At 44.5% G+C, this 19,970-nt stretch carries 18 protein-coding genes; 13 read left to right on the top strand and 5 right to left on the bottom strand.

Translation table 11 applies throughout. The features are described 5' to 3' along the window. Positions 1 to 453 precede the first annotated feature (453 nt). The 4 genes from QZW47_RS19670 (at position 454) to QZW47_RS19685 (ending at position 5,397) form a co-directional block, all read left to right on the top strand. Positions 454 to 795 (top strand): hypothetical protein, encoded by a 342-nt coding sequence (locus tag QZW47_RS19670; RefSeq protein ID WP_293130109.1) that lies wholly within the window; start codon positions 454 to 456, stop codon positions 793 to 795. 145 nt (positions 796 to 940) lie between these two features. After that, a complete protein-coding gene (locus QZW47_RS19675; RefSeq protein ID WP_293130112.1) occupies positions 941 to 4,015 on the top strand; it encodes an ATP-binding protein in 3,075 nt (1,024 codons plus the stop codon). Positions 4,016 to 4,051: 36 nt separating this feature from the next. Further along, the gene (locus QZW47_RS19680) at positions 4,052 to 5,191 is read left to right on the top strand and encodes an adenylate/guanylate cyclase domain-containing protein (protein WP_293130115.1); all 1,140 of its coding nucleotides are present in this window, start codon (positions 4,052 to 4,054) and stop codon (positions 5,189 to 5,191) included. Further along, positions 5,182 to 5,397: a hypothetical protein gene (locus tag QZW47_RS19685; RefSeq protein WP_293130118.1), complete on the top strand. Its 216-nt coding sequence runs from the start codon at positions 5,182 to 5,184 to the stop codon at positions 5,395 to 5,397. Before QZW47_RS19680 ends, QZW47_RS19685 begins: the two co-directional genes overlap by 10 nt. On the opposite strand, the gene QZW47_RS19690 is transcribed toward QZW47_RS19685, so the two are convergent. Further along, positions 5,387 to 6,667, bottom strand: coding sequence for a recombinase family protein (locus QZW47_RS19690; protein WP_293130121.1), 1,281 nt, complete (start codon positions 6,665 to 6,667; stop codon positions 5,387 to 5,389). The two genes, QZW47_RS19685 and QZW47_RS19690, sit on opposite strands and share 11 nt — an antisense overlap. Here QZW47_RS19690 and QZW47_RS19695 point away from each other — a divergent pair. Further along, positions 6,657 to 6,791 carry a hypothetical protein gene (locus QZW47_RS19695; protein WP_293130123.1) on the top strand — a complete coding sequence of 45 codons (135 nt, stop codon included), beginning with the start codon at positions 6,657 to 6,659 and terminating at the stop codon, positions 6,789 to 6,791. The two genes, QZW47_RS19690 and QZW47_RS19695, sit on opposite strands and share 11 nt — an antisense overlap. Before the next feature lie 100 nt (positions 6,792 to 6,891). Here the strand turns inward: QZW47_RS19695 and QZW47_RS19700 are convergent, their stop codons facing one another. Next, positions 6,892 to 7,251: a VOC family protein gene (locus QZW47_RS19700; protein WP_293130126.1), complete on the bottom strand. Its 360-nt coding sequence runs from the start codon at positions 7,249 to 7,251 to the stop codon at positions 6,892 to 6,894. 266 nt (positions 7,252 to 7,517) lie between these two features. Between QZW47_RS19700 and QZW47_RS19705 the strand changes: the two genes are divergently transcribed. The 4 genes from QZW47_RS19705 to QZW47_RS19720 all read left to right on the top strand — a co-directional run bounded on the left by QZW47_RS19705 (position 7,518) and on the right by QZW47_RS19720 (position 11,654). Further along, positions 7,518 to 9,626, top strand: a complete 2,109-nt coding sequence (locus QZW47_RS19705) for a SpoIIE family protein phosphatase (RefSeq protein WP_293130129.1) — start codon at positions 7,518 to 7,520, stop codon at positions 9,624 to 9,626. A gap of 398 nt (positions 9,627 to 10,024) precedes the next feature. Continuing rightward, positions 10,025 to 10,381, top strand: a complete 357-nt coding sequence (locus tag QZW47_RS19710; protein ID WP_293130132.1) for a hypothetical protein — start codon at positions 10,025 to 10,027, stop codon at positions 10,379 to 10,381. A gap of 109 nt (positions 10,382 to 10,490) precedes the next feature. Next, positions 10,491 to 11,102 carry a DUF6272 family protein gene (locus tag QZW47_RS19715; RefSeq protein ID WP_293130135.1) on the top strand — a complete coding sequence of 204 codons (612 nt, stop codon included), beginning with the start codon at positions 10,491 to 10,493 and terminating at the stop codon, positions 11,100 to 11,102. 198 nt (positions 11,103 to 11,300) lie between these two features. Then, on the top strand, positions 11,301 to 11,654 hold the full coding sequence (locus QZW47_RS19720; RefSeq protein ID WP_293130138.1) for an STAS domain-containing protein: 354 nt from the start codon (positions 11,301 to 11,303) through the stop codon (positions 11,652 to 11,654). Here the strand turns inward: QZW47_RS19720 and QZW47_RS19725 are convergent. Continuing rightward, positions 11,605 to 11,964 carry a hypothetical protein gene (locus tag QZW47_RS19725; RefSeq protein ID WP_293130141.1) on the bottom strand — a complete coding sequence of 120 codons (360 nt, stop codon included), beginning with the start codon at positions 11,962 to 11,964 and terminating at the stop codon, positions 11,605 to 11,607. The genes QZW47_RS19720 and QZW47_RS19725 overlap by 50 nt on opposite strands. 1 nt (position 11,965) lies before the next feature. On the opposite strand from QZW47_RS19725, the gene QZW47_RS19730 reads away from it, so the two are divergent. Beyond that, entirely contained in the window at positions 11,966 to 14,131 is a 2,166-nt protein-coding gene (locus tag QZW47_RS19730) for a SpoIIE family protein phosphatase (RefSeq protein WP_293130144.1), read from the top strand. A 500-nt stretch (positions 14,132 to 14,631) separates the two neighbouring features. Here the strand turns inward: QZW47_RS19730 and QZW47_RS19735 are convergent, their stop codons facing one another. Together QZW47_RS19735 and QZW47_RS19740 are read right to left on the bottom strand one after the other, a co-directional pair. Continuing rightward, on the bottom strand, positions 14,632 to 16,047 hold the full coding sequence (locus QZW47_RS19735; RefSeq protein ID WP_366930903.1) for an ATP-binding protein: 1,416 nt from the start codon (positions 16,045 to 16,047) through the stop codon (positions 14,632 to 14,634). Between the two features lie 316 nt (positions 16,048 to 16,363). After that, the gene (locus QZW47_RS19740) at positions 16,364 to 17,191 is read right to left on the bottom strand and encodes an alpha/beta hydrolase (protein ID WP_293130150.1); all 828 of its coding nucleotides are present in this window, start codon (positions 17,189 to 17,191) and stop codon (positions 16,364 to 16,366) included. 163 nt (positions 17,192 to 17,354) lie between these two features. Here QZW47_RS19740 and QZW47_RS19745 point away from each other — a divergent pair, with 163 nt between their 5' ends. The 3 genes from QZW47_RS19745 to QZW47_RS19755 all read left to right on the top strand — a co-directional run bounded on the left by QZW47_RS19745 (position 17,355) and on the right by QZW47_RS19755 (position 19,831). Next, positions 17,355 to 17,555, top strand: a complete 201-nt coding sequence (locus QZW47_RS19745) for a hypothetical protein (RefSeq protein ID WP_293130153.1) — start codon at positions 17,355 to 17,357, stop codon at positions 17,553 to 17,555. A 176-nt stretch (positions 17,556 to 17,731) separates the two neighbouring features. After that, positions 17,732 to 19,462 (top strand): BamA/TamA family outer membrane protein, encoded by a 1,731-nt coding sequence (locus tag QZW47_RS19750; RefSeq protein ID WP_293130156.1) that lies wholly within the window; start codon positions 17,732 to 17,734, stop codon positions 19,460 to 19,462. Positions 19,463 to 19,648: 186 nt separating this feature from the next. Beyond that, the gene (locus tag QZW47_RS19755) at positions 19,649 to 19,831 is read left to right on the top strand and encodes a hypothetical protein (RefSeq protein ID WP_293130159.1); all 183 of its coding nucleotides are present in this window, start codon (positions 19,649 to 19,651) and stop codon (positions 19,829 to 19,831) included. Positions 19,832 to 19,970: the final 139 nt, after the last annotated feature.

Below are 19,970 nucleotides of genomic sequence, written 5' to 3' on the forward strand. Positions count from 1 at the left end.
TTCTAAGATTCAGTAAAATCCGAGGGTAAAAGTTAAGGTTTATAAATTTGGAGCGAAGCTATTACGGTGTTGATAAAGCTACGTAGAGTACGAGTGCTAGTGGCACTAATCCCAAAAATATTGGCTATCCCCAGCCGCGAGCTATTTTATTTGAGAAGACTTGCCAAAAATTTTGGGTTAGATTAAAATTGGAGCATAGGGCATCAAAGACCTCGTTAAATTTTTACGCATCTTCTGCCGCTGAGAGCAAGCCGATCTGAAAAATCTAAATATTAATGAAGAGAACGATCGCATTTTAATCATTTTTCAGCACAGCTCGAAAGAACAGCAAAACCGTCCGCCTATCAAAGTGATGAAATAGTATGGAAATTTGCCACATTGGGAATGATATGCGGCACAACTCAACCAAGTATTTATGAATATTTTTTCTAGGGTATTGATGCTTGAGAACAGATGGTGCCTCAGGAAAATTCGTACAAAGGCGATTGGAAAAATAACTTACCTGACCGCTTACAATCTACCCATTCCCAACAGCTAACTATTGGCATTCGCACGTTTTTAGTTGATGGCAAGTCGGTGCAGATTCGTATTGCTGGTAATGGGATACGACGAAATATATCGGTTGTGGTACGGGCTGGGTACATAATTTATTATCAGATTATTCAAGCCCGTGAAGATTATTTGCGCTGCACTTGCAAGGTTGGGAGGGCTAGTGAGTTGATGATTAAAATTCCCTTGAAATCAAAATCTCACCCACAAGCCACTTGCTCGGAAAAATTTTTGGTAAAGCTGTAAAATTGGGATAGTCCAGTTTTTGTAAATCAACTTGTGCGGTGGGGCCTTACAGCTAGCTCCAGCCCAAAGATGAGACTGGCTATAAGACCCCACTCCATAATAACAAGAAGAGCATTTAACTTGCTCCGATCGGCAACTAAACATTATGTGGCAAATAGTCAAAGATATCTTTTCTCCAACTCAGTATATGCCGCACGGTCACTGCTATTTGTGGCAAACACCTTTGGTGTGGCTGCACATAACCGGCGACTTTTTAATCGCGATCGCCTATTTTTCAATTCCGGCGATGCTGATTTATTTTGTGTTTAAGCGCCGCGACGTTCCTTTTTTAGGAATATTTGCTTTATTTGGTGCATTCATTATTCTCTGCGGCACCGGTCACTTGCTAGACATTTGGACGCTGTGGCATTCCGCTTATTGGCTGTCGGGGATAGAAAAAGCAATTACTGCTCTCGTTTCTTGCTACACTGCCGGATCGATGGTAACGCTACTACCCCAGTTTTTGTCATTAAAGACTCCTCAGGAATTAGAAGCAATTAATATCAAGTTGGAACGGGAAATCGCCGTTCGCGAAGATGCAGAATTAGCTCTCCGCTGTGCCTACGAAGATTTAGAAATTAAAGTGCAGGAGCGCACTGCACAGTTGAGAGAAACCAACAGTTGCTTAGAAATGGAAGCTCGCGAGCGCCAAGAAGCCGAGTTAAAATTGCGCTCTGTAACCGAACGCTTGCAATATTTGCTAGCTACTACTCCGGCAGTGATTTTTAGCTGCAAGTTAGGGGGTAAACATGACATAACATTTGTCAGCGATAACATTGTTTCACTGATCGGCTACGAAGCGGGAGATTTTTTTGAGGATTCCTTTGATTGGCACAGCCTCATTCACCCCGAAGATCGAGAAATTGTCGATGCTGCATTCACTCAAATATTGGAAAAAGAATCGATTTCCTACGAATACCGCGAACGTCACAAAGACGGTAGTTATCGTTGGATGTACGATGAGGTTAAGTTGGTCAAAGATGCTGCTGGCATACCTCTGGAGTGTGTTGGTTATGGAGTAGATATTACAGCTCGCAAACAAGCAGAATCAGCTTTGCAGCAGCAACTTAAAAGGGAGCAGCTTGTAGATGCGATTCAAGAGCGGATTCGGTCTTCTCTCAACCTAGAAGAAGTTATGAGAATGGCTGTTGAAGAAGTGCGCCAGTTTTTGTCAACTGACAGAACAGTTATTTACCGCTTTCGCCCAGATTGGAGTGGATTTGTAGCAGTAGAGTCGGTTGCAAGAGGTGTCATGCCGATTTTGGGAATTGATATTAATGACAATTGTTTTCGCGAAGGCTACGTTCCTATTTATGCACAGGGACATATTCGGGCGATCGACAATATTTACACTGCTGGTATTTCCGAGTGCCACATTAATCTACTCAGCGAATTTCAAATTAAAGCTAACCTTGTGGTTCCCATTTTGCAAGGGGAAAAGTTATGGGGCTTGCTAATTGCCCATCACTGCCACAGTCAAAGACATTGGAACTCTTCTGAGATAGAATCTCTCAAGCAAATTTCCGTGCAGCTAGCAATTGCCATCCAGCAATGCACGCTATTTGAACAAGCTCAAACAGAAATTTCTGAGCGCAAGTTGGCAGAATCAGCGCTGCAAAAAGCTGTCGTGGTTGCTGATGCTGCTAACCTCGCCAAAAGCGAATTTCTTTCTTCTATGAGTCACGAATTGCGTACTCCCTTGAATGCAATTCTGGGATTTAGTCAGGTGATGGTGCGCGATTCATCTCTCAACGATCAACACCAGCAACACCTGGAAATTATTAATCGGGCTGGGGAACATTTGCTGTCCCTGATTAATGACATTTTGGAAATGTCTAAAATTGAAGCAGGCAGAAGTCAGCTTAACGAAGGTAGTTTTAATTTAATACGCCTGCTAGAAACCTTAGAAGATATGTTCCGATTGAAAGCTAAATCTAAGAGATTGCAGCTCAATTTTGAGGTGGCTAACAGCGTACCGCACTTTGTCAATGGAGATGAGGGTAAATTGCACCAAATTTTGATTAATATTGTAGGAAATGCAATTAAGTTTACAGAGAGGGGTAGTGTTACGTTGCGACTGAAAAACCAGGTAGAAGAAAATTGGGCTGCCCAAACGGCAGAGTTGGCGGAAGCAGAAACAAAAACTGCCGAAATCGACTCCGAAACCTCGCCACCTGGGGATTTTGATTGTGTAGACGCCCATTCTATTCGCCCGGTATCTTTAGGCCTTCATTTTGAAATTGAAGATACTGGCCCCGGTATTGCCCCAGAAGAAATGGGGAAGTTATTTGCACCATTCGAGCAAACAAAAGCAGGTTATAAATCCCAACAGGGAACAGGACTAGGTTTACCAATTAGTCGGAAGTTTGTACAAATGATGGGAGGTGATATTGCTGTTTGTAGTACACCTGATTTGGGAAGTACGTTTTCATTTGATATTCAACTCAGGCTGGCTGAGCCTAGCGAGATTCAAATGCTTAAACCGCAGAAAAAAGTGATTGGTTTAGCACCAAATCAACCAGAATATCGGATTTTAGTAGTAGACGATCGCGCTGATAACTGTCTAGTCATAGATAGATTATTATCACCGCTAGGAATCCTCGTGCGAGAAGCTAGAAATGGTCAAGAAGCTATTGCTCTATGGGAGGATTGGCAACCGCACCTGATTTGGATGGATATGCAGATGCCTGTCATGAATGGCTATGAAGCCACCAGACAAATTAAATCTCATCCTCTCGGGAAAAACACCGTGATTGTGGCTCTCACTGCTAGCGCTTTTGAAGAGGAACGAAAAACTATCTTAGACGCAGGCTGCGACGATTTTTTGCGTAAACCCTTTGAAGCAAAAATACTATTCTCTATTATAGAGAAACATTTAGGACTCCGCTATATTTACGCGGAACCTGTTTCTGTTAATGTCGAAAATGAAAGCCAAATTAATGGGATTGCTGGCCATCATCAATCTGTAGAAGCCCAACTCTGTCAAATGCCTATTGATTGGGTGGAGCAGATCCATAAAGCTGCTCATGAATGCTACGACGATAAAATTATGCGATTGATTGAAGAAATGCCTAGAGAGTTGGCGAGTGCTGCACAAGTTTTAAATGATTTAGCACATGATTTCCTATTCGATGATATTATAGATTTAGCGAAATCTGCGGTTAAGGCGCGTCAGTCTTAATATGTTCGATGTTGAAAAAATACCGTTAGCGATCGCATGAACAGCAATTCGACAAGTTCCGCCATCATTCTAATAGTTGATGATACGCCAGATAACGTGCGTCTTTTATCTACAATCCTAACTGAGCAAGGCTATCAGGTTCGTAAAGCGTTGAATGGGCCAAGAGCTTTGGCGACGGTGCAGGAGTTTCCGCCGAATCTAATTCTGCTGGACGTGATGATGCCAGAGATGAATGGATATGAGGTGTGCGCGCAGTTGAAAGCTTCAGCACAAACCAGTTCCATTCCGGTGATATTTTTAAGCGCCTTAGATGATGTTTTAGATAAGGTGAAAGCCTTTGATGTTGGAGCAGTTGACTATATTACTAAACCTTTTCAAGGTAAAGAAGTATTGGCACGAGTGGCAAATCAGTTAACAATTCAAAGCCAGCAAAAGCTACTTCTAGAACAAACTAAGCAATTAGAAGAACTTGTCGAATGTTTGCAAAATGAAATTAAAGAGCGGGAAGCGGTTGAGCTAGCTTTAAGGCTGGCTCAACAAAAGTCGGATGATTTATTGCTAAATATTTTACCTGCTGCGATTGTTGAAAATTTGAAAAAAGGCGAAGGTTATCCTGCTGAGAGGTTTGAGTCAGCAACAGTGCTGTTTGCGGATCTTGTCGATTTTACTTCTCTTGCTGCGAGAATTTCACCACTAGAATTGGTGGATTTGCTCAATCAAATTTTTTCTAAGTTTGACGAACTAACTGAAAAACACGGTTTGGAGAAAATTAAAACAATTGGAGATGCTTATATGGTAGCAGGGGGTTTGCCTGTGCCGAGGGCAGATCATGCAGATGCGATCGCCAATATGGCTTTGGATATGCAGGAGGCGATCGCAAATTTTAAAGCGGACACAGGCGAACCATTTCAAATTCGGATTGGCATTCATACAGGCCCAGTAGTTGCTGGGGTAATTGGCACTAAAAAATTTATCTATGATTTGTGGGGGGATACTGTTAATGTTGCTTCTCGGATGGAATCACACGGATTATCGGGATATATTCAAGTTACTGGGGCTGTTTACGAACAGTTAAAAGATCGGTATTTATTTGAGGAACGGGGCGAAATTACGGTTAAAGGTAAAGGAGATACGAGCGTTTATTGGCTCAAGGCTAAAAAAATCCGTTGCAGCTAATTGGTAAGTTAGAGCGGAAGGAAGAAGGAAGAAGGAAGAAGGAAGAAGGAAGAAGGAAGAAGGAAGAAGGAAGAAGGAATAAAAAATGCTATAAAATTAATATACCTCTTGCAAAAATAGCTAGAAACGGGCCCCAGAACTCGCTCCTAGATTTGATCGAAAAGACTTTTGCAATAGATATAATGGTTTGGGTAATTAAAAAATGAAAATAATTTGCAGATTCACCTGAGAATTTTTCCGGACTATTTCAATGCGATCGATAAATTCTCTAAAGTAGAACCTCCGTTCCGATTCCGATAAGTCGAGCCAAAATTGGGGAAGAGAAACAGTTTGAGCAATTTCTCGCAAATTTACGGGGGGCATTTGCGCTAATTTGCTTTGCAGTTCTGCAACTTCTGTGCGTATTTTATAGGAGCGCAAATCAGCGGTTTCTGTGTCTAAAATGCCGCTTGCAATCAGGGCGGGGAGTTGCTCTAGGATTTGTTGTTTAGATTGGATCGCCGCAGCCATTCCTGCTTTGATTACATTCAGATCCGGCATTTGCAAACCAGCAACAGCATCGGGCAAATCGCGACAAATTCTCGCTATGGTTAATTGCAATACTTCTTCGTAGGAAATGCCGCGGCATTTAGGCTGTGACAGACAGTTAATCGGTCGCAAATAAAGGTATTCTTTCTCTTTGCGGTAGGCTGTGACTTTGGCAACTGTCATGGGCGATTTGCACTCGGCGCAAATTGCTAAACCTGCGAGGGAACGCGGGGCGCTGGCGCTGCGGGGAGCAAGGCCGCGGTTGCGCCGCAGCAATCTGTCTATTTGGGCGGCTTCTTCTCTGGAAATAATCGGGACGTGGGTGTTAGAAATTACTTGGCCGTTTTGATATTGTAAATCGCCTCGGTAGGCGGGATTTGTCAGCCAGCGGCGGCCTGTGCTGACGGAGATTTTTTTGTTGTATTTCTTTGCTAAATGGCGCACGGAACCGCGCAGGGAACCGTAGATGAGAAAGTGTTCAAAAAAGTCTTTGACGGCGGGGGAGGCGGTTTTGTCGATCGTATATTTGTCTTTGCCGCGCCGGTAGCCGTAGGGGGCTTTTCCGGGTGGGGGAAGGGATTTGATGCGGTTGCGGGCGTGTCCTTTGCGAAGGCTGCGGCTGTGCTGGCTGCGCTGGAGTTCGGCGAGGAGTTTGAGCAAGTTGGCTCTGTTTTCTGTTTGTTTTTCGTCTGTGACAATTAGTTGGATGCCGAGGTTTTCTAGTTGTTCGAGGTGGGCGCACACTTGCTGTACTGTGTCGCCGAGTTCTTCAAAGCGCTGAATTAACAGGTATTTGACTGGTTCGGTTTGGCAGTCTTTTAGCAGTTGCTGGAGTTGCTGGCGCCCTCCTAAGTCTTGATAGGTGCGATCGACCTCTTGGCCCCAAATTTCCGCTGCTGGCGCAGGTTCTAGCAGCGGTTCGCTGTAAGAGTAGGCGATGATTTTCATTTATAGAAGAAGCAAGAAGGAAGAAGGAAGAAGGAAGAAGGAAGAAGGAGGAAGGAAGAAGGAAGAAGGAAGAAGGAAGAAGGAAGAAGGAGGAAGGAAGAAAAGCAAGGTTTTTAGTAGCTAATTAAGAACCTAATTTACTCAATCCGGCTTTATTTATTTGTCCCCTCTGCTAGGACTAAAGTTTTACTATATACGCGGTTTCAACTGCCGAATCTCATCTTTTACTCGCTGAGTTCAATGATATTCCCATCTGGATCTTGGGTAAATAATGCCGATCGCCCTGACGCGCTCATTTGTACCGGGCAATTGTTGGCTGCTAATTGCTGTTTTGCAGCCTCTAAGTTAGCCACAGCAAACGCTAGATGTCGGTTGCGTCCCCATTTTTCGGAATCTACGGCATCTGGTAGAATTGTTGCAGCTAAAATTAGGTGGAGCTGGAAGTTGCCGATTTGATACCAGATTCCCGGAAATTTTAATTCGCGATCGATTTTTGGCAGTCCTAATACGTTGCTGTAAAAGTGTTGGGATTTTTCGAGATTGGAAACGATTATGGCGGCGTGGAGGCAATTAGTAATTTCCATTTGTGTTTGGCATTGATTTTTTTAACCACCGAGCCAGGCATATCTGCGCTGATGAAGGCAGAATGGCTGATATTTTGTGTTTTATTGATATGATAACACGAGCGGTTGCTCTTAAATCTATTTTGAATTGAGCTCGTGCTATAGCAGTTTTAAAATGAGCGAAGTATTCACCAAGCAATTAACAATTTATCAATTACCTAATCAAAAATCAAAAATCAAAAATCAAAAATCAAATCCTGTACCTTTAGAAACCTGAGAAAAGCTATATGGCCTCCACTCTTTGGCAATTTCGTCTCCGCACCGCCCTCGTACTTCCCTTTGTGCTGCAAATCGTTGCAGCCGTTGGCTTAGTCGGCTATCTTTCCTTCCGTAACGGACAAAAAGCGGTAACAGATTTAGCTAACCAGTTAATGATTCAAGTAAGCGATCGCACTTATCGGCACTTAGATGATTATCTCTTAACTCCACATCAAATTAATCAGATCAATATCGATGCGATCGAAACAGGATTGCTGGATATAAATGACTTAGATATTGCAGGACTTTATTTTTGGAAACAGGTGCAAGCATTCGATAATCTTGGCTTCATTTCCTATGGACTTTCAGATGGACGCTTTATTGGTGCTGGGCCAGTAAGAGCGGGAGAAGGCATCAGCATTGCCGAAGTTTCAGCAAGGACAAACTGGAAAATTAACGCGCATTTAACCGACGGCAAGGGCAATCGAATTAAGGTAACGCAGGTTGCTCCTTACGATACGGTGACATTAGAATGGTACACTCAGGCAGCTCAAGCAGGGAAACCGATCTGGACTTCTGTCTATTCGCTAGATGAGCTTAACTTTATTGCTGTCGGGGCAATGCGTCCCATGTATGCCAAGGGCAAGCTAATCGGAGTGATTGGGGTCGATTTACAACTATCCAATATTACTAATTTTCTGCACAACTTAAACTTTAGTAAATCCGGGCGAATTTTCATTATGGAACGAGACGGACAATTGATTGGAAATTCTGGGCCGCAACCCTCTTTTATCAAGGTGAATAATCAAGTCAAACGCTTTAGCGCTCTCAACATCTCCGACCCTGCGATCCAAGCTGCTGCTAAAGCGTTGCAAGAACGGTTCGGTAGCTTTAAAAATCTTAAAAATAGCGCCAGGATTAATATTAAAATTAAAGGTGAAAATTACTTTGTCCTCGTTGCTCCGTGGCAAGACAAGTTTGGGCTGGACTGGCCGATCGTGACGGTGGTTCCCGAATCTGATTTTATGGGTCAAATCAATGCGAATACCCGCACCACAATTATCTTGTGTGCGATCGCATTTACTGTGGCAACGGCAATTGGAATTTTCACAGCCCGCTGGATTGCTACCCCGATTGAAGCCATCACCCAAGCTTCGGAATACATGGCTAACGGCGATCTAGACCGACAGGTAAAAACTAGCTCCCTTATCGAACTAAAAAAACTTGCGAACTCTTTTAACAGCATGGCAGGACAACTAAAAGAATCCTTTGAAACTCTAGAAGATAAAGTTACACAACGCACCAGTGAACTCGCCACAGCTAACGCCGAAATTGTGACGCTCAATCAGCGACTCAAAGCCGAAAATATGCGAATGAGTGCTGAACTATACATTCTCAAACAAATGCAGCAGTTGATTTTGCCTAAACACCCAGAAATGCAGGAGATTGAAGACTTAGATATTGCCGGATTTATGGAACCAGCCGATGAAGTAGGTGGCGATTATTACGATATCCTCCATACTGACGGCGTGGTCACTATTGGCATCGGCGATGTCACCGGACATGGCTTAGAAAGCGGGATTTTGATGGTGATGACTCAAGCGGCTGTCCGCACTCTTCACCAACTGAGAGAATCAGATCCGGTGCGTTTTTTAGATACCATCAACCGCACTATTTATCAAAATATTCAGCGCATGAGCTCAGACAAAAATCTGACGCTGGCTATTCTCAATTATGCCTGTGGAACAATCAGCATTAGCGGTCAGCATGAGGAAACTATTGTTGTCAGAAAAAACGGTAAGATCGAGCGGATTGATACAATAGATTTGGGATTTCCCATCGGCTTGGATGAGAATATTTCAGAGTTGATCCACCAAGTTTTAGTAAAGTTAGAACCGGGGGACGGAGTGGTGCTGTATACCGATGGCATTCCCGAAGCCCGAAATATTTACAAAAAATTCTACGGGATTGAGAGACTGTGTGAAGTGGTTTCGATTAATTGGCATAAAAGCTCCGAAGAAATCAAGCAATCGGCGATCGATGATTTACGAGAGTTTATTGGAGAACAAAAGGTTTTTGATGACATTACTTTAGTAATTGTTAAGCTTAAGGATGGGTTGACAGTCAAGCACTTTTGAGCTGGGAGCCGTGGTTGATACTCAAGAGTTAATTCTCAAGTCCTTATAGACTTGTAAATGGTAAATGCGATTCGGCTTAGATGAGGATATTTCAGATTGGCTCTGTCATGTTTTAGTAAACATAGAGCCGGGGATGGGGTGGTGGTTTACACTGATTTACAGCAAAGTAGTCCCGAAATTTCCAACCATAACGGTTTTATTGTCAAGTATACGGGAAATGGACTGATGGCCGTTTTTCCCGAGGGCGTCGATCATGCTGTTCAGGCAAGAATTTTGAAGCTTGAACAGTTGCAAAAATTCAATCAAAACCGTATAATAAATGGGAGATTCCGCTGAATAGTGGCATTGGTATCCATGTCAGTGATACGATGGTGGTGATTATTTGAAAGGCGAATCGGATGCAAGCCGATGCGCTGTCGGCTCGGATCGATCTCACGGTTCGCCTGGAAAGCTTAACTCAGTATTATGGCGTATATTTATTAATCTCAGGAGATGTGGTACAACGTTTTAGTAAACCTGAAAAGTATCATATTCGATTTTTGGATCGGGCAATTGTCAAAGGCAGACAAGAAGCGATTACTGTGTGTGAGGTGTTAGATGTTGAGGTGGAACCAGTGCGATCGCTCAAAATTCAAATTTTGCCTGTTTTTGAGGAGGGGCTCGAACAATATTGTCAGGGAAATTTTGCTAAGGCTCAACTTTATTTTGAACACATTGTGGCGCTAAATCCCGCTGATAAACCCAGCCGAATCTAGCTAAAACGCATCCAAGCACTGTTATAAAATAGTATTCCTGCTAACTGGAATAGCCTGTGGAAATTTACCCAGAAGTGACATTGATAGATTAATTGGAGTAATAAAAATAATGACATCTGGAAGCTTACAAACTGTACCACAAATATTTGGAGAATTCATCGACGAATTTGCACCGGATCGCGACTCCCTAGAACTTACATTTACGCCCACTTCTCGCCCCATCAAGCAGCGCTGGCGCAACAATAGGGTATCTGCTCATTTTGTGGCAGATTATTTGTCCAGTTTTATCCCGGTGGACGAGGAGGATGCTAGCAGCGAAAAACGGATTAAACAAAGCAAGGGAGCCGTGAGCTATATCGCCAATGAACTGTTAGAAAATGCGATAAAGTTTACAGATGAAAATAGTAATTATAAGGTTAATTTTGGCATCCATTTTCTGGGAAAATTTGATGTAATAGCGGTTATTTTTGCCACTAACTGCGTGCAGGAACCAGTGGCTAAAAAGTTGCAGGAATTCATTGCTAAAGTGTTGAATTCTGACTCGAATGAACTGTATTTACAGCAGCTTGAAAAGAATGCTGAATGTGAAGGTGAAACATCGGGACTGGGATTGCTGACGATGATTAATGACTATTCAGCTAAGATTGGTTGGAAATTTGAAGCAATGCCAGATCGTCCCAACCTGCTCTGTATTACGACGCTAGTTCAAATTAGCGTTTAGTTTTAACTGTTTCTATGTTAACTAGCCCAAAAAGAAATATAATTCCGCGACAAAAGTCGTGTGGTTCCCAAAATATTTGACTTTTGTTCAATCTCTGAGATTTATGTTTGGAGTAAATCTATAATCTCAAATCTCAAATCTCAAATCGATTGACTTTGTTGTGCGATCGCCATAATTAACTCAGGAAACTACAAAACAATGGATATTCAGGAAATCAAAGGTCAAGACTACAGTATTCAATACGATCCACAATCGATGACAGTCTGTTTTCAAGGCGAACTCTGCTTAGACGGGGCGTCAGATTATAAGCCAATAGTTGATTTATTAGAGGGGGTCGCCAATCCCGAACCCCCTCACATTACTTTGAACCTCAAAAAATTGGATTTTGTTAATAGTTCTGGGATTAATATGCTGTCTAAGTTTGTCATTACTGTGCGAAAAAAGAAAACTATTCAACTATTGGTAGTGGGTTCGACAGATGTTCCTTGGCAACAAAAGTCTCTCAAGAATTTAGAAAAGCTGTTGCCAACTTTGAAGTTAGAACTGGAGTAGCATAGTCGATCGCACTCGAAAACAAGTCAAAAGAGGCTTGACCTACACCAGAGAATACTGTATCAAAATACTTTGCTACATTTACCCGCAATCGCGGGTTTTTGTGGCTGTAGCGAGGGTTGGAACCTGTGGGCAGAAAGCGGGGATTTTGTGGCGGATTTGATATAATTTGAGCAGCTTGAGACTGGGAAACGATCGCGCGATCGATCGGACTCGTCGTGGCGATCGCATATTTGGCAGTCGATCGCTCCTTGTGTCTTTTGTTCGCAATGCTGAGACAACGCCAACAGCCCTGGGGAGTGTTTTTCACAATGGTTTCTCAACAACGCGCGATCGTCCGCACCAAGGCAAAATTCCGTCTCCGCAGCATCCTGGTAATTCCCTTTGTGTTGCAAATTGTCGCTGCTGTTGGCTGGGTGGGCTATCTCTCTTACAGAAACGGAGAGAAAACAGTCAACGAGCTGGCAAATCAGTTGGGACGCTCCGTCAGTGCTAGAGTTAACGAGCGCGTCCAAAACTACTTAGAAGCTCCGCCGCTAGTCAATCAAATCAATCAGGATTCTTTACCGCTAGGAGTGTTGGACTTCGAGGATTTACAGCGCTCTCGACCGTATCTCTGGCAACAAGTTCTGCGTTTTAATTCGATCGGCTACGCGGGAATTGCTAATGAAAAAGGTCAGTACCTGCGAATTGGTTGGGTGAACCGACTGGCGGGAGCTGAGCAACCTCAGCTTGCTCAGCAACTAATTCCCGGGGGTGGCGACTTGCTCTATTACAACATTGACAGTGATGGAAACCCGATCGAACTTGAGAGGTCTCAGCCTAATTATGACGTTCGCACCCGCCCCTTTTACAAGGTTGTTGTTGAGAAAAAACAGGCAGCTTGGAGCGACGTTTACATTAATTTTGGCTACGGTACGCTGCAAATTAATGCCAGTCAGCCTTATTATGATGGCGCAGGGAAACTGATTGGCGTGCTGACTTGTCAGATGGGGCTCGATCAAATTCGCGGTTTCCTGCAAACCTTAAACGTCGGTAATTCCGGTCAAGTATTTATCATTGAGCCGAATGGCGACTTAATCGCCAGTTCGTTAAAAAATCAGCCTCTGTCGCTGGGAGAAGGGCAAAACAGAAAGCGACTCAAAACCCAGGACAACAGCAACTCGTTGATGCGAAAAAGTGTGGTTTATTTGCTCGATCGCTTCCACAGTTTGCAAGACATTCAAGAAACTGCTGAACTTAATTTTCTGCTCGACGGTCAGCGGCAATTTCTCCAAGCTTCTCCGCTAACTGACAAATACGGTCTCAACTGGCTGATTGTAGTTGTGGTTCCCGAATCCGACTTTATGGGGCAAATTTATGCTAACAATCGTAACACCATATTGCTCTGTATTGCTGCTTTAATTGCCTCGGTTGGAGTGGGAATTCTCACCGCTAGCAAGATTGCTCGCCGGATTTTGGAAATTGCTCGAGCTTCAGAAAATCTCGTAGGTGGCGCTCTCAAGCAGAAAGTTGCTTCTAGCAGAATTTTTGAAGTTCAGATATTAGCTAATTCCTTCAACATCATGGCGGGACAACTAAAAGAAGCCTTTGAAACTCTCGAAGATAAAGTTAAAGAACGCACCTCGGAACTCGCTACAGCCAATCAAGAAATTGCTGCTCTGAACAAGCGGCTGAAAGCAGAAAATCGGCGCATGAGCTCCGAACTCGGTATGCTCAGACAAATGCAGCAGTTGATTCTGCCCAAACAATCAGAACTCGCAGCAATTGCCGACTTGGATATTGCCGGATTCATGGAACCAGCCGAGGAAGTTGGCGGCGATTACTATGACGTACTTTCCACTGAGGGTATTGTAACGATTGCGATCGGCGATGTCACCGGACACGGACTAGAAAGTGGGATTTTGATGGTGATGGCTCAAACTGCCGTCCGCACTCTTCAAGAAATGCAAGAATCAGATCCGGTACGCTTTTTAGATACTCTCAACCGCACTATATACAAAAACATTCAGCGCATGAATTCGGATAAAAACCTGACGCTGGCTCTCCTCAACTACGCCGACGGCAGAATTAGCATTAGCGGCCAGCACGAGGAAACTCTCGTCGTCATAAAAGACGGTAAAATTGAACGAATTGATACAATAGATTTAGGATTTCCCATCGGTTTAGATGAAGAAATTGCTGGTTTTATAGCCCATGTTTTAGTAAAGTTAGAACCGGGGGACGGGGTGGTGCTGTACACTGACGGGATAACGGAAGCAACAAATAGTAGCAAAAAATTTTACGGGATCGAAAGGCTTTGTGAAATAATTTCTGTGAATTGGCACCACAGTGCGGAAGAAATTAAGCAAGCAGCAATTAATGATTTACGGAATTTTATTGGTGAACAAAAAGTATTTGATGATATTACTTTGGTAGTATTAAAGCAACAGGGCGACGTTTCGCATAATGGGAGCGTCTCCAGTCGATTACCATAACAAAAAAAAGGTTCGTAGTGCGGACTTTAGTCCGCAGACTGAAAGCGGACTAAAGTCCGCACTACGAACGATCGAATATTATTGCGGTGAATCGAGCCGACAGGATATAAGTCAATAGCGTTGGGTTAAGAGCGTTCTGGAAGTAAAACGACCTGAAAAGTAGACACGGAGATTGCTTCGTTCCTCTCGAAGTACAAAAAAACCGTTAACTGAACTGTATTGCGATCTAAGTTTCTGAGCCCAAGCGTATTGTGTAAGAGTCTTAATGTATAATACGTTAATCAGTTGAAGAAGTTGATTGCAAACATACTGGCTTCTGAGGCAAATGAACGGAAGCAGATCGGGTGTGTGATTTTTTGGGTTACAGTTATCGTGCGATCGGGGACGATCGCAAATCTGGTAAAGCCTGCGAGGGATTTTAATATTTCATGTCACCGTACTACAAACCCGCCTCTGCCACACACAATTTTTACAGCTCAATTTGGATGTTTGTCAAGTCTTTAAGTTTGGTGCATTGGTAGTTCAATGATAAACTCGGTTCCCTGGGACGGTTCAGACTCGCACCTGAGGGTTCCTCGGTGATTTTCTACTAAAATTTTGTAGACAATAGACAGTCCTAAACCCGTACCTTTACCGATCGCCTTCGTGGTAAAAAACTGCTCGAACATTCGTTTTTTAACCTCTGCTGTTATTCCCGATCCCGTGTCAGCAATCCGCACTCTCACGCGATCGAACCCAGCTAATTCTGTGCAGATCGAAATTTTTAGGGCAGCATGGGGCTGATTTTTTGCGGCCTCGTCCAAAGCATCGATCGCGTTGCTAATTAGATTCATAAATACTTGATTTAGCTGTCCGGCATAACATTCTACAGGAGGCAGTTTTCCATAATTTTTAACTATTTGAATATCTCGACGGTCTATTTTAGAATTGAGGCGGTTTCGCAAAATTAAAATGGTGCTGTCTATGCTGTCGTGCACATCGCACAGGGTCATGTTACTGTTATCGGTTCGCGAAAAGCTGCCCATGGATTTGACAATTTCCCGAATGCGATCGGAACCCATTTGCATGGAGGACATAACTTTAGGCAAGTCTTCAACTAAAAATTCCAAATCCATCTGTTGGATTTGAGATTTGATTTCAGCAGAGGGATTGGGATACTGTTCTTGATAGAGACGCAGCAGGTACAGCAAATCTTTTGTATAGATTTCGGCATGGCTCAAGTTACCGTAAATAAAACTAACTGGGTTATTAATTTCGTGGACGATACTCGCCATTAGTGCTCCCAGCGAAGACATTTTTTCGCTGTGGAGAAGTTGAGCTTGAGTTTGTTTGAGTTCGCGAAGCGCGCGATCGATCTCGGCGGCTTGAGCTTCCGCTTTCGATGTAGCAGCACAGCTTTCTTGATAAAGTTCAACTTGTTTGAGGTCGATTTCAAATTGTTCGATTTCGCTTTCTTGCTGGTACTGACTCACCACAGCATCGAAAGCTGCTAGCAAGTCGCCGCCAGCAGCTCGGACAATGTACGCTAGATGGGGATTTTCCAGCCCGAGTTCGCCGTCGGGAACTTGCACCAATGCTTTGATGCGATCGATATATTCGCATACTTGCTGGTCTAGATACAGCGGCGCCTCAAAATACATCGCCTTCACAGCGGGTGAAGGTGGGCTTAATAAGTTGGTGCTGTCACTATTAATTAAATCGCGATGAGATTTTTCCATTAGCTCGATCGCCTCTAACAAATTCTCGCGCAGTGTTGCTCTTTCTGCGGTATTCTCAGAGCCAACTAACCTCATGCAAAAAAATGCGGTTCGTTGAGACAGCATTCGCTGGCGACCGCTAATATTAATTACCGCTGCACTAACTTTTCTGGCTGTCGTAATTTCTTCCAGATTAAAGTAGTTGCTCAATGCTGCCATTCGTAATATCCTCGAATCAACTAATTTTTTGTAGCTCGTACTTAAACAAGAGATGAGCGCCATAAAAAAAATCTACAATACAGTAAGTCATAAATATATGCTGTACATTCTGTTTAAGTAGTATAATGAAATACATTTTATTGGTCGCTTACTGGTAGCAGATGTGGCACAAATAAGACTTTATTTATCGTCGCGACAGAACGAAGAACCAACAAGCAATCAACCCCATGGCTAAAATTCAATTAAGAGCGTTTTAACCGTCGGAGGAGGTTGACATATCACATTTTTTAGCATTCGGCTGGTTGGACATTTTTTCTTAATTATTCAAAAAACTACAAATCAATTTTGCCATGATAGGAGCTTGAGTTTGTGGCAATCCGTGAGTAGCATTGGGAATAATTGCTAACTCTGCTCCCGGTATCTCGTTAGCGTAGGTTTGGCAGTGCCATAGAGGAATTGTTTCGTCGCCCATAGCTGCGATGACTAATGTAGGAATTTGCAATTTATGAACTTCTTTTTCTACGGTATCAACTGCGTCTTCCGGCCGCATCCGGCTCATTAAAAATGACCTTGCTACTGGCTGATACATTAACTCCCTGCGCCACCCGGAAATTTCCTGCAATTTGTCACTTTTTCGGGCTAAACTAGCAAAAGGTTTTGCCAACTGCAATGCCCAATCGACGACTGGGGTTTGCCACAGCAAGGGGCGCAAAGCATCGTACTGACCGCAAAAACTGTCGTCCCGAATTCCCGCAGGTGCTGCTAATACTAAACTGCTGACAGAATTAGGATATTTGAGGGCATATGCAGATGCTACCCAACCGCCAAAAGAATGTCCGATGATGGTGCAGGGTTCGATGTTTAGTTGTTCTACAACTTGCCGCACGAAGGCAACTTCTACGGCTACGTCGTACTGGATTTGTGGTTTGCTGGATTCTCCAAAGCCCAACATATCTAAACTGATGCACCGAAACTGAGATTGCAATAATTCAATTAATGGCAGCCAGCATTTTTTTTCTCCAAAGAAACCGTGCAGCAGCAATAAGGGTTTGCCTCTCCCGATGTCGAGGTAGGCGGCTGTTTGGCTGCTGCCGTTGACAACTGTACTTAAAGTGTGCTTGCTTGCTGCTGCTTGAGACTGCATGGGCGATCGACTCCTGAGGCTTCTGAAATATTATATGTAAACAATTGTAACAAAAACGCAGTCCAAAGGTTAAACTTCATTACAGAGTACAGAATTAGAAAGAGAGCGTGATAGTCTCTATTATTATTTGAAAAATACTGCAAAATCAAAGCAGGAGAAAACTTTGAACTCTACTTTAAAACGTTACCCGGCTTGCTCCCTGCGCGAAGATGTCAGCGAGTACGTGGCACACTTACAGCTTCACATGACTTTACAAGCTCGAAATTTGCTGCCGGCGATTACCACTGCTAAGGATAGTCGCGAACAACTGTTGCAGCAGACTCAGGCTCATTTTGAAAAGCGTGTTTCTCGGCAATCTCTTTAAATAATTTTTCGGTTTCGCCAATTAGCAAATTATACGATCGCCCGCGATCGGTTTTTTCTCAATTTTCAACATTCCCTCAACCCGGTATCTTCACAAATACCGGGTTTCTTTTTGGGGAATAGGCATCAGACCCGGTTTTAGGTAATATGCGTTGAGTATGCTTTAGTTTTATGTTTATGCGAATTCCGATTATTGCTTTTTTGAGTCTGGCGGCGGTGGCTGGTGGGGAATTGGTGGCGCGGGCGATCGATCTGAATGTCCCACCGGCTGAGGTGGAGGTTGCAGAAAAAACCGCAGAGATTGACAGGCGAGACGCCTGTCCCACAAGGGATCAGAGGGAGGATCATGAGGTGACTCTAACTGTGCGGGATTTGCCGACATCCATTGACAGGCGAGACGCCTGTCCCACAATGGTGGCATCTGATGAGGTTGCAGTTGCTCCAGAAGTTCGATCGCCCTCAATCAAGTTTGATCGCCCTAAAGATTTTACATCTGTGTTACCAACTCCAGCAACCATAGCTACCACCAGCGAAATCCCGGAAGCTGTCAACCGCAACGCCGGAGAGTTAGCTGGTACTGCACAAATCAGTCAAGCGCCAAATCCTGAGGGCCTTTATGTAGCCGAGGTGAAAATTCGCTTTGTTAATTCCCGAGACGAAGCTGTGGATAAACAAGGGAATCCGATTAAAGGTAGAGTTTCGGAAGATTTTATCCGAGGTGAGCTCCAACTCAAGGCGGGGGATAATTACAGCCCGCAAGTTGTGCGATCGGATTTGCAGCAGTTGCAGCAGTTGGGATTGTTTGACAAGGTGACTGTTGCAACTGAAGCAGCGGGGACGGATATTAATGTAATTTACAATGTCCAAGAGCGATCGGCTCGTTCTTTTGGCGCGAGTGTTACTCTGAGTGATGATGTTGGTGTTGCTGTTCCTCTTTCCTATGTCGATCGCACTTTCGGCAGCAACGGACAGCGCCTGTCGGTGGAAATTGCGCCGAGTCTCCGAGGTATCGAGTACGATGTCCAGTTTGTCAGCCCTTACGTTGCGGCTGATGACCGTTTGGGATACAGTGTCAGAGGTTTTGGCGATCGCAGAATCTCGGAAATTTTCAACAAGGATATTAATTTGCCCAACGGCGATCGAGTTCGGGAAATTCGGATGGGCGGAAATCTCGCTGTTACGCGACCTTTGGGCGATTGGCGCGGAACTTTGGGACTCAATTATACCAATATCAGCACGCGCGATCGCAATTTAAATATTGCCCGCCGCGACGAACTCGGCAATCCTCTCACATTCAGCGGTGCGGGCGTTGACGAGTTATACACTGTGTCTTTCGGCGCGGTGCGCGATCGGCGAAACAATCCCTTCAACCCCACCAGCGGCTCGATTCTCAGCCTCAGCACCGAGCAGTCGATACCTCTGGGGCGAGGTAACATTGTGAGCAACCGCCTGCTGGCAAATTATATACAATATGTACCAGTAACTTTACTCGGCATCAGCGAGTCGGAAACTTTGCCAGAAATGTTGGCTTTTAACTTGCAAGGCGGGACGGTAATTGGAGATTTGCCACCGACGGAAGCATTTCGCCTCGGGGGCCGCAATTCTGTGCGGGGTTACGACGGTGGGGAAATTGGCAGCGGGCGCAGTTATTTCTTGGCTTCGGGCGAATATCGGTTTCCTGTGGGCGAGGATGTAGGCGGCGTGCTATTTGTAGATTTTGCGTCGGATTTGGGCACGGGTGACAGCGTGTTGGGAAAACCGGCGGTAGTTAGGGGCAAACCTGGGACTGGGGCTGGTGTTGGTTTGGGTGTGAGGGTGCGATCGTCCTTGGGATTAATTCGCTTAGATGTGGGTGTTAGCGATGCGGGCGACATCAAATTTATCCTCGGTACAAAACAGCGATTTTAAATAGTTGGCAGTTGGCAGTTGACAGCTTGCGCGCTCGCGACTTGCCCGCCCGCGAAGTCGAGGGGAGTCGAAGAGTTGGCAGTTGACAGAAGAGCCCGCCCGCGGAGTCGAGGGGTTGACAGTTGACAGCTTGCGCGCTCGCGACTTGCCCGCCCGCGAAGTCGAGGGGAGTCGAAGAGTTGACAGTTGACAGAAGAGCCCGCCCGCGGAGTCGAAGAGTTGACAGTTGACAGAAGAGCCCGCCCGCGGAGTCGAGGGGTTGACAGCTTGCGCGCTCGCGACTTGCCCGCCCGCGAAGTCGAGGGGAGTCGAAGAGTTGACAGTTGGCAGTTGACGTTTGACAGTTGGCAGTTGACAGTTGACAGTTAATATACCCTGTCCGCTCAATTAACCGCAATAAGTAAGGTTCGTAGTGAGGACTTCAGTCCGCAAAATTCTGCGAACTTCAGTCCGCACGTGCGATCCATTTTTGTTATAGTAATCGACCGGACATGATATCAGTTAATAG

Origin of the sequence: Microcoleus sp. bin38.metabat.b11b12b14.051, from assembly GCF_013299165.1 — a bacterium.
GTDB lineage: Bacteria > Cyanobacteriota > Cyanobacteriia > Cyanobacteriales > Microcoleaceae > Microcoleus.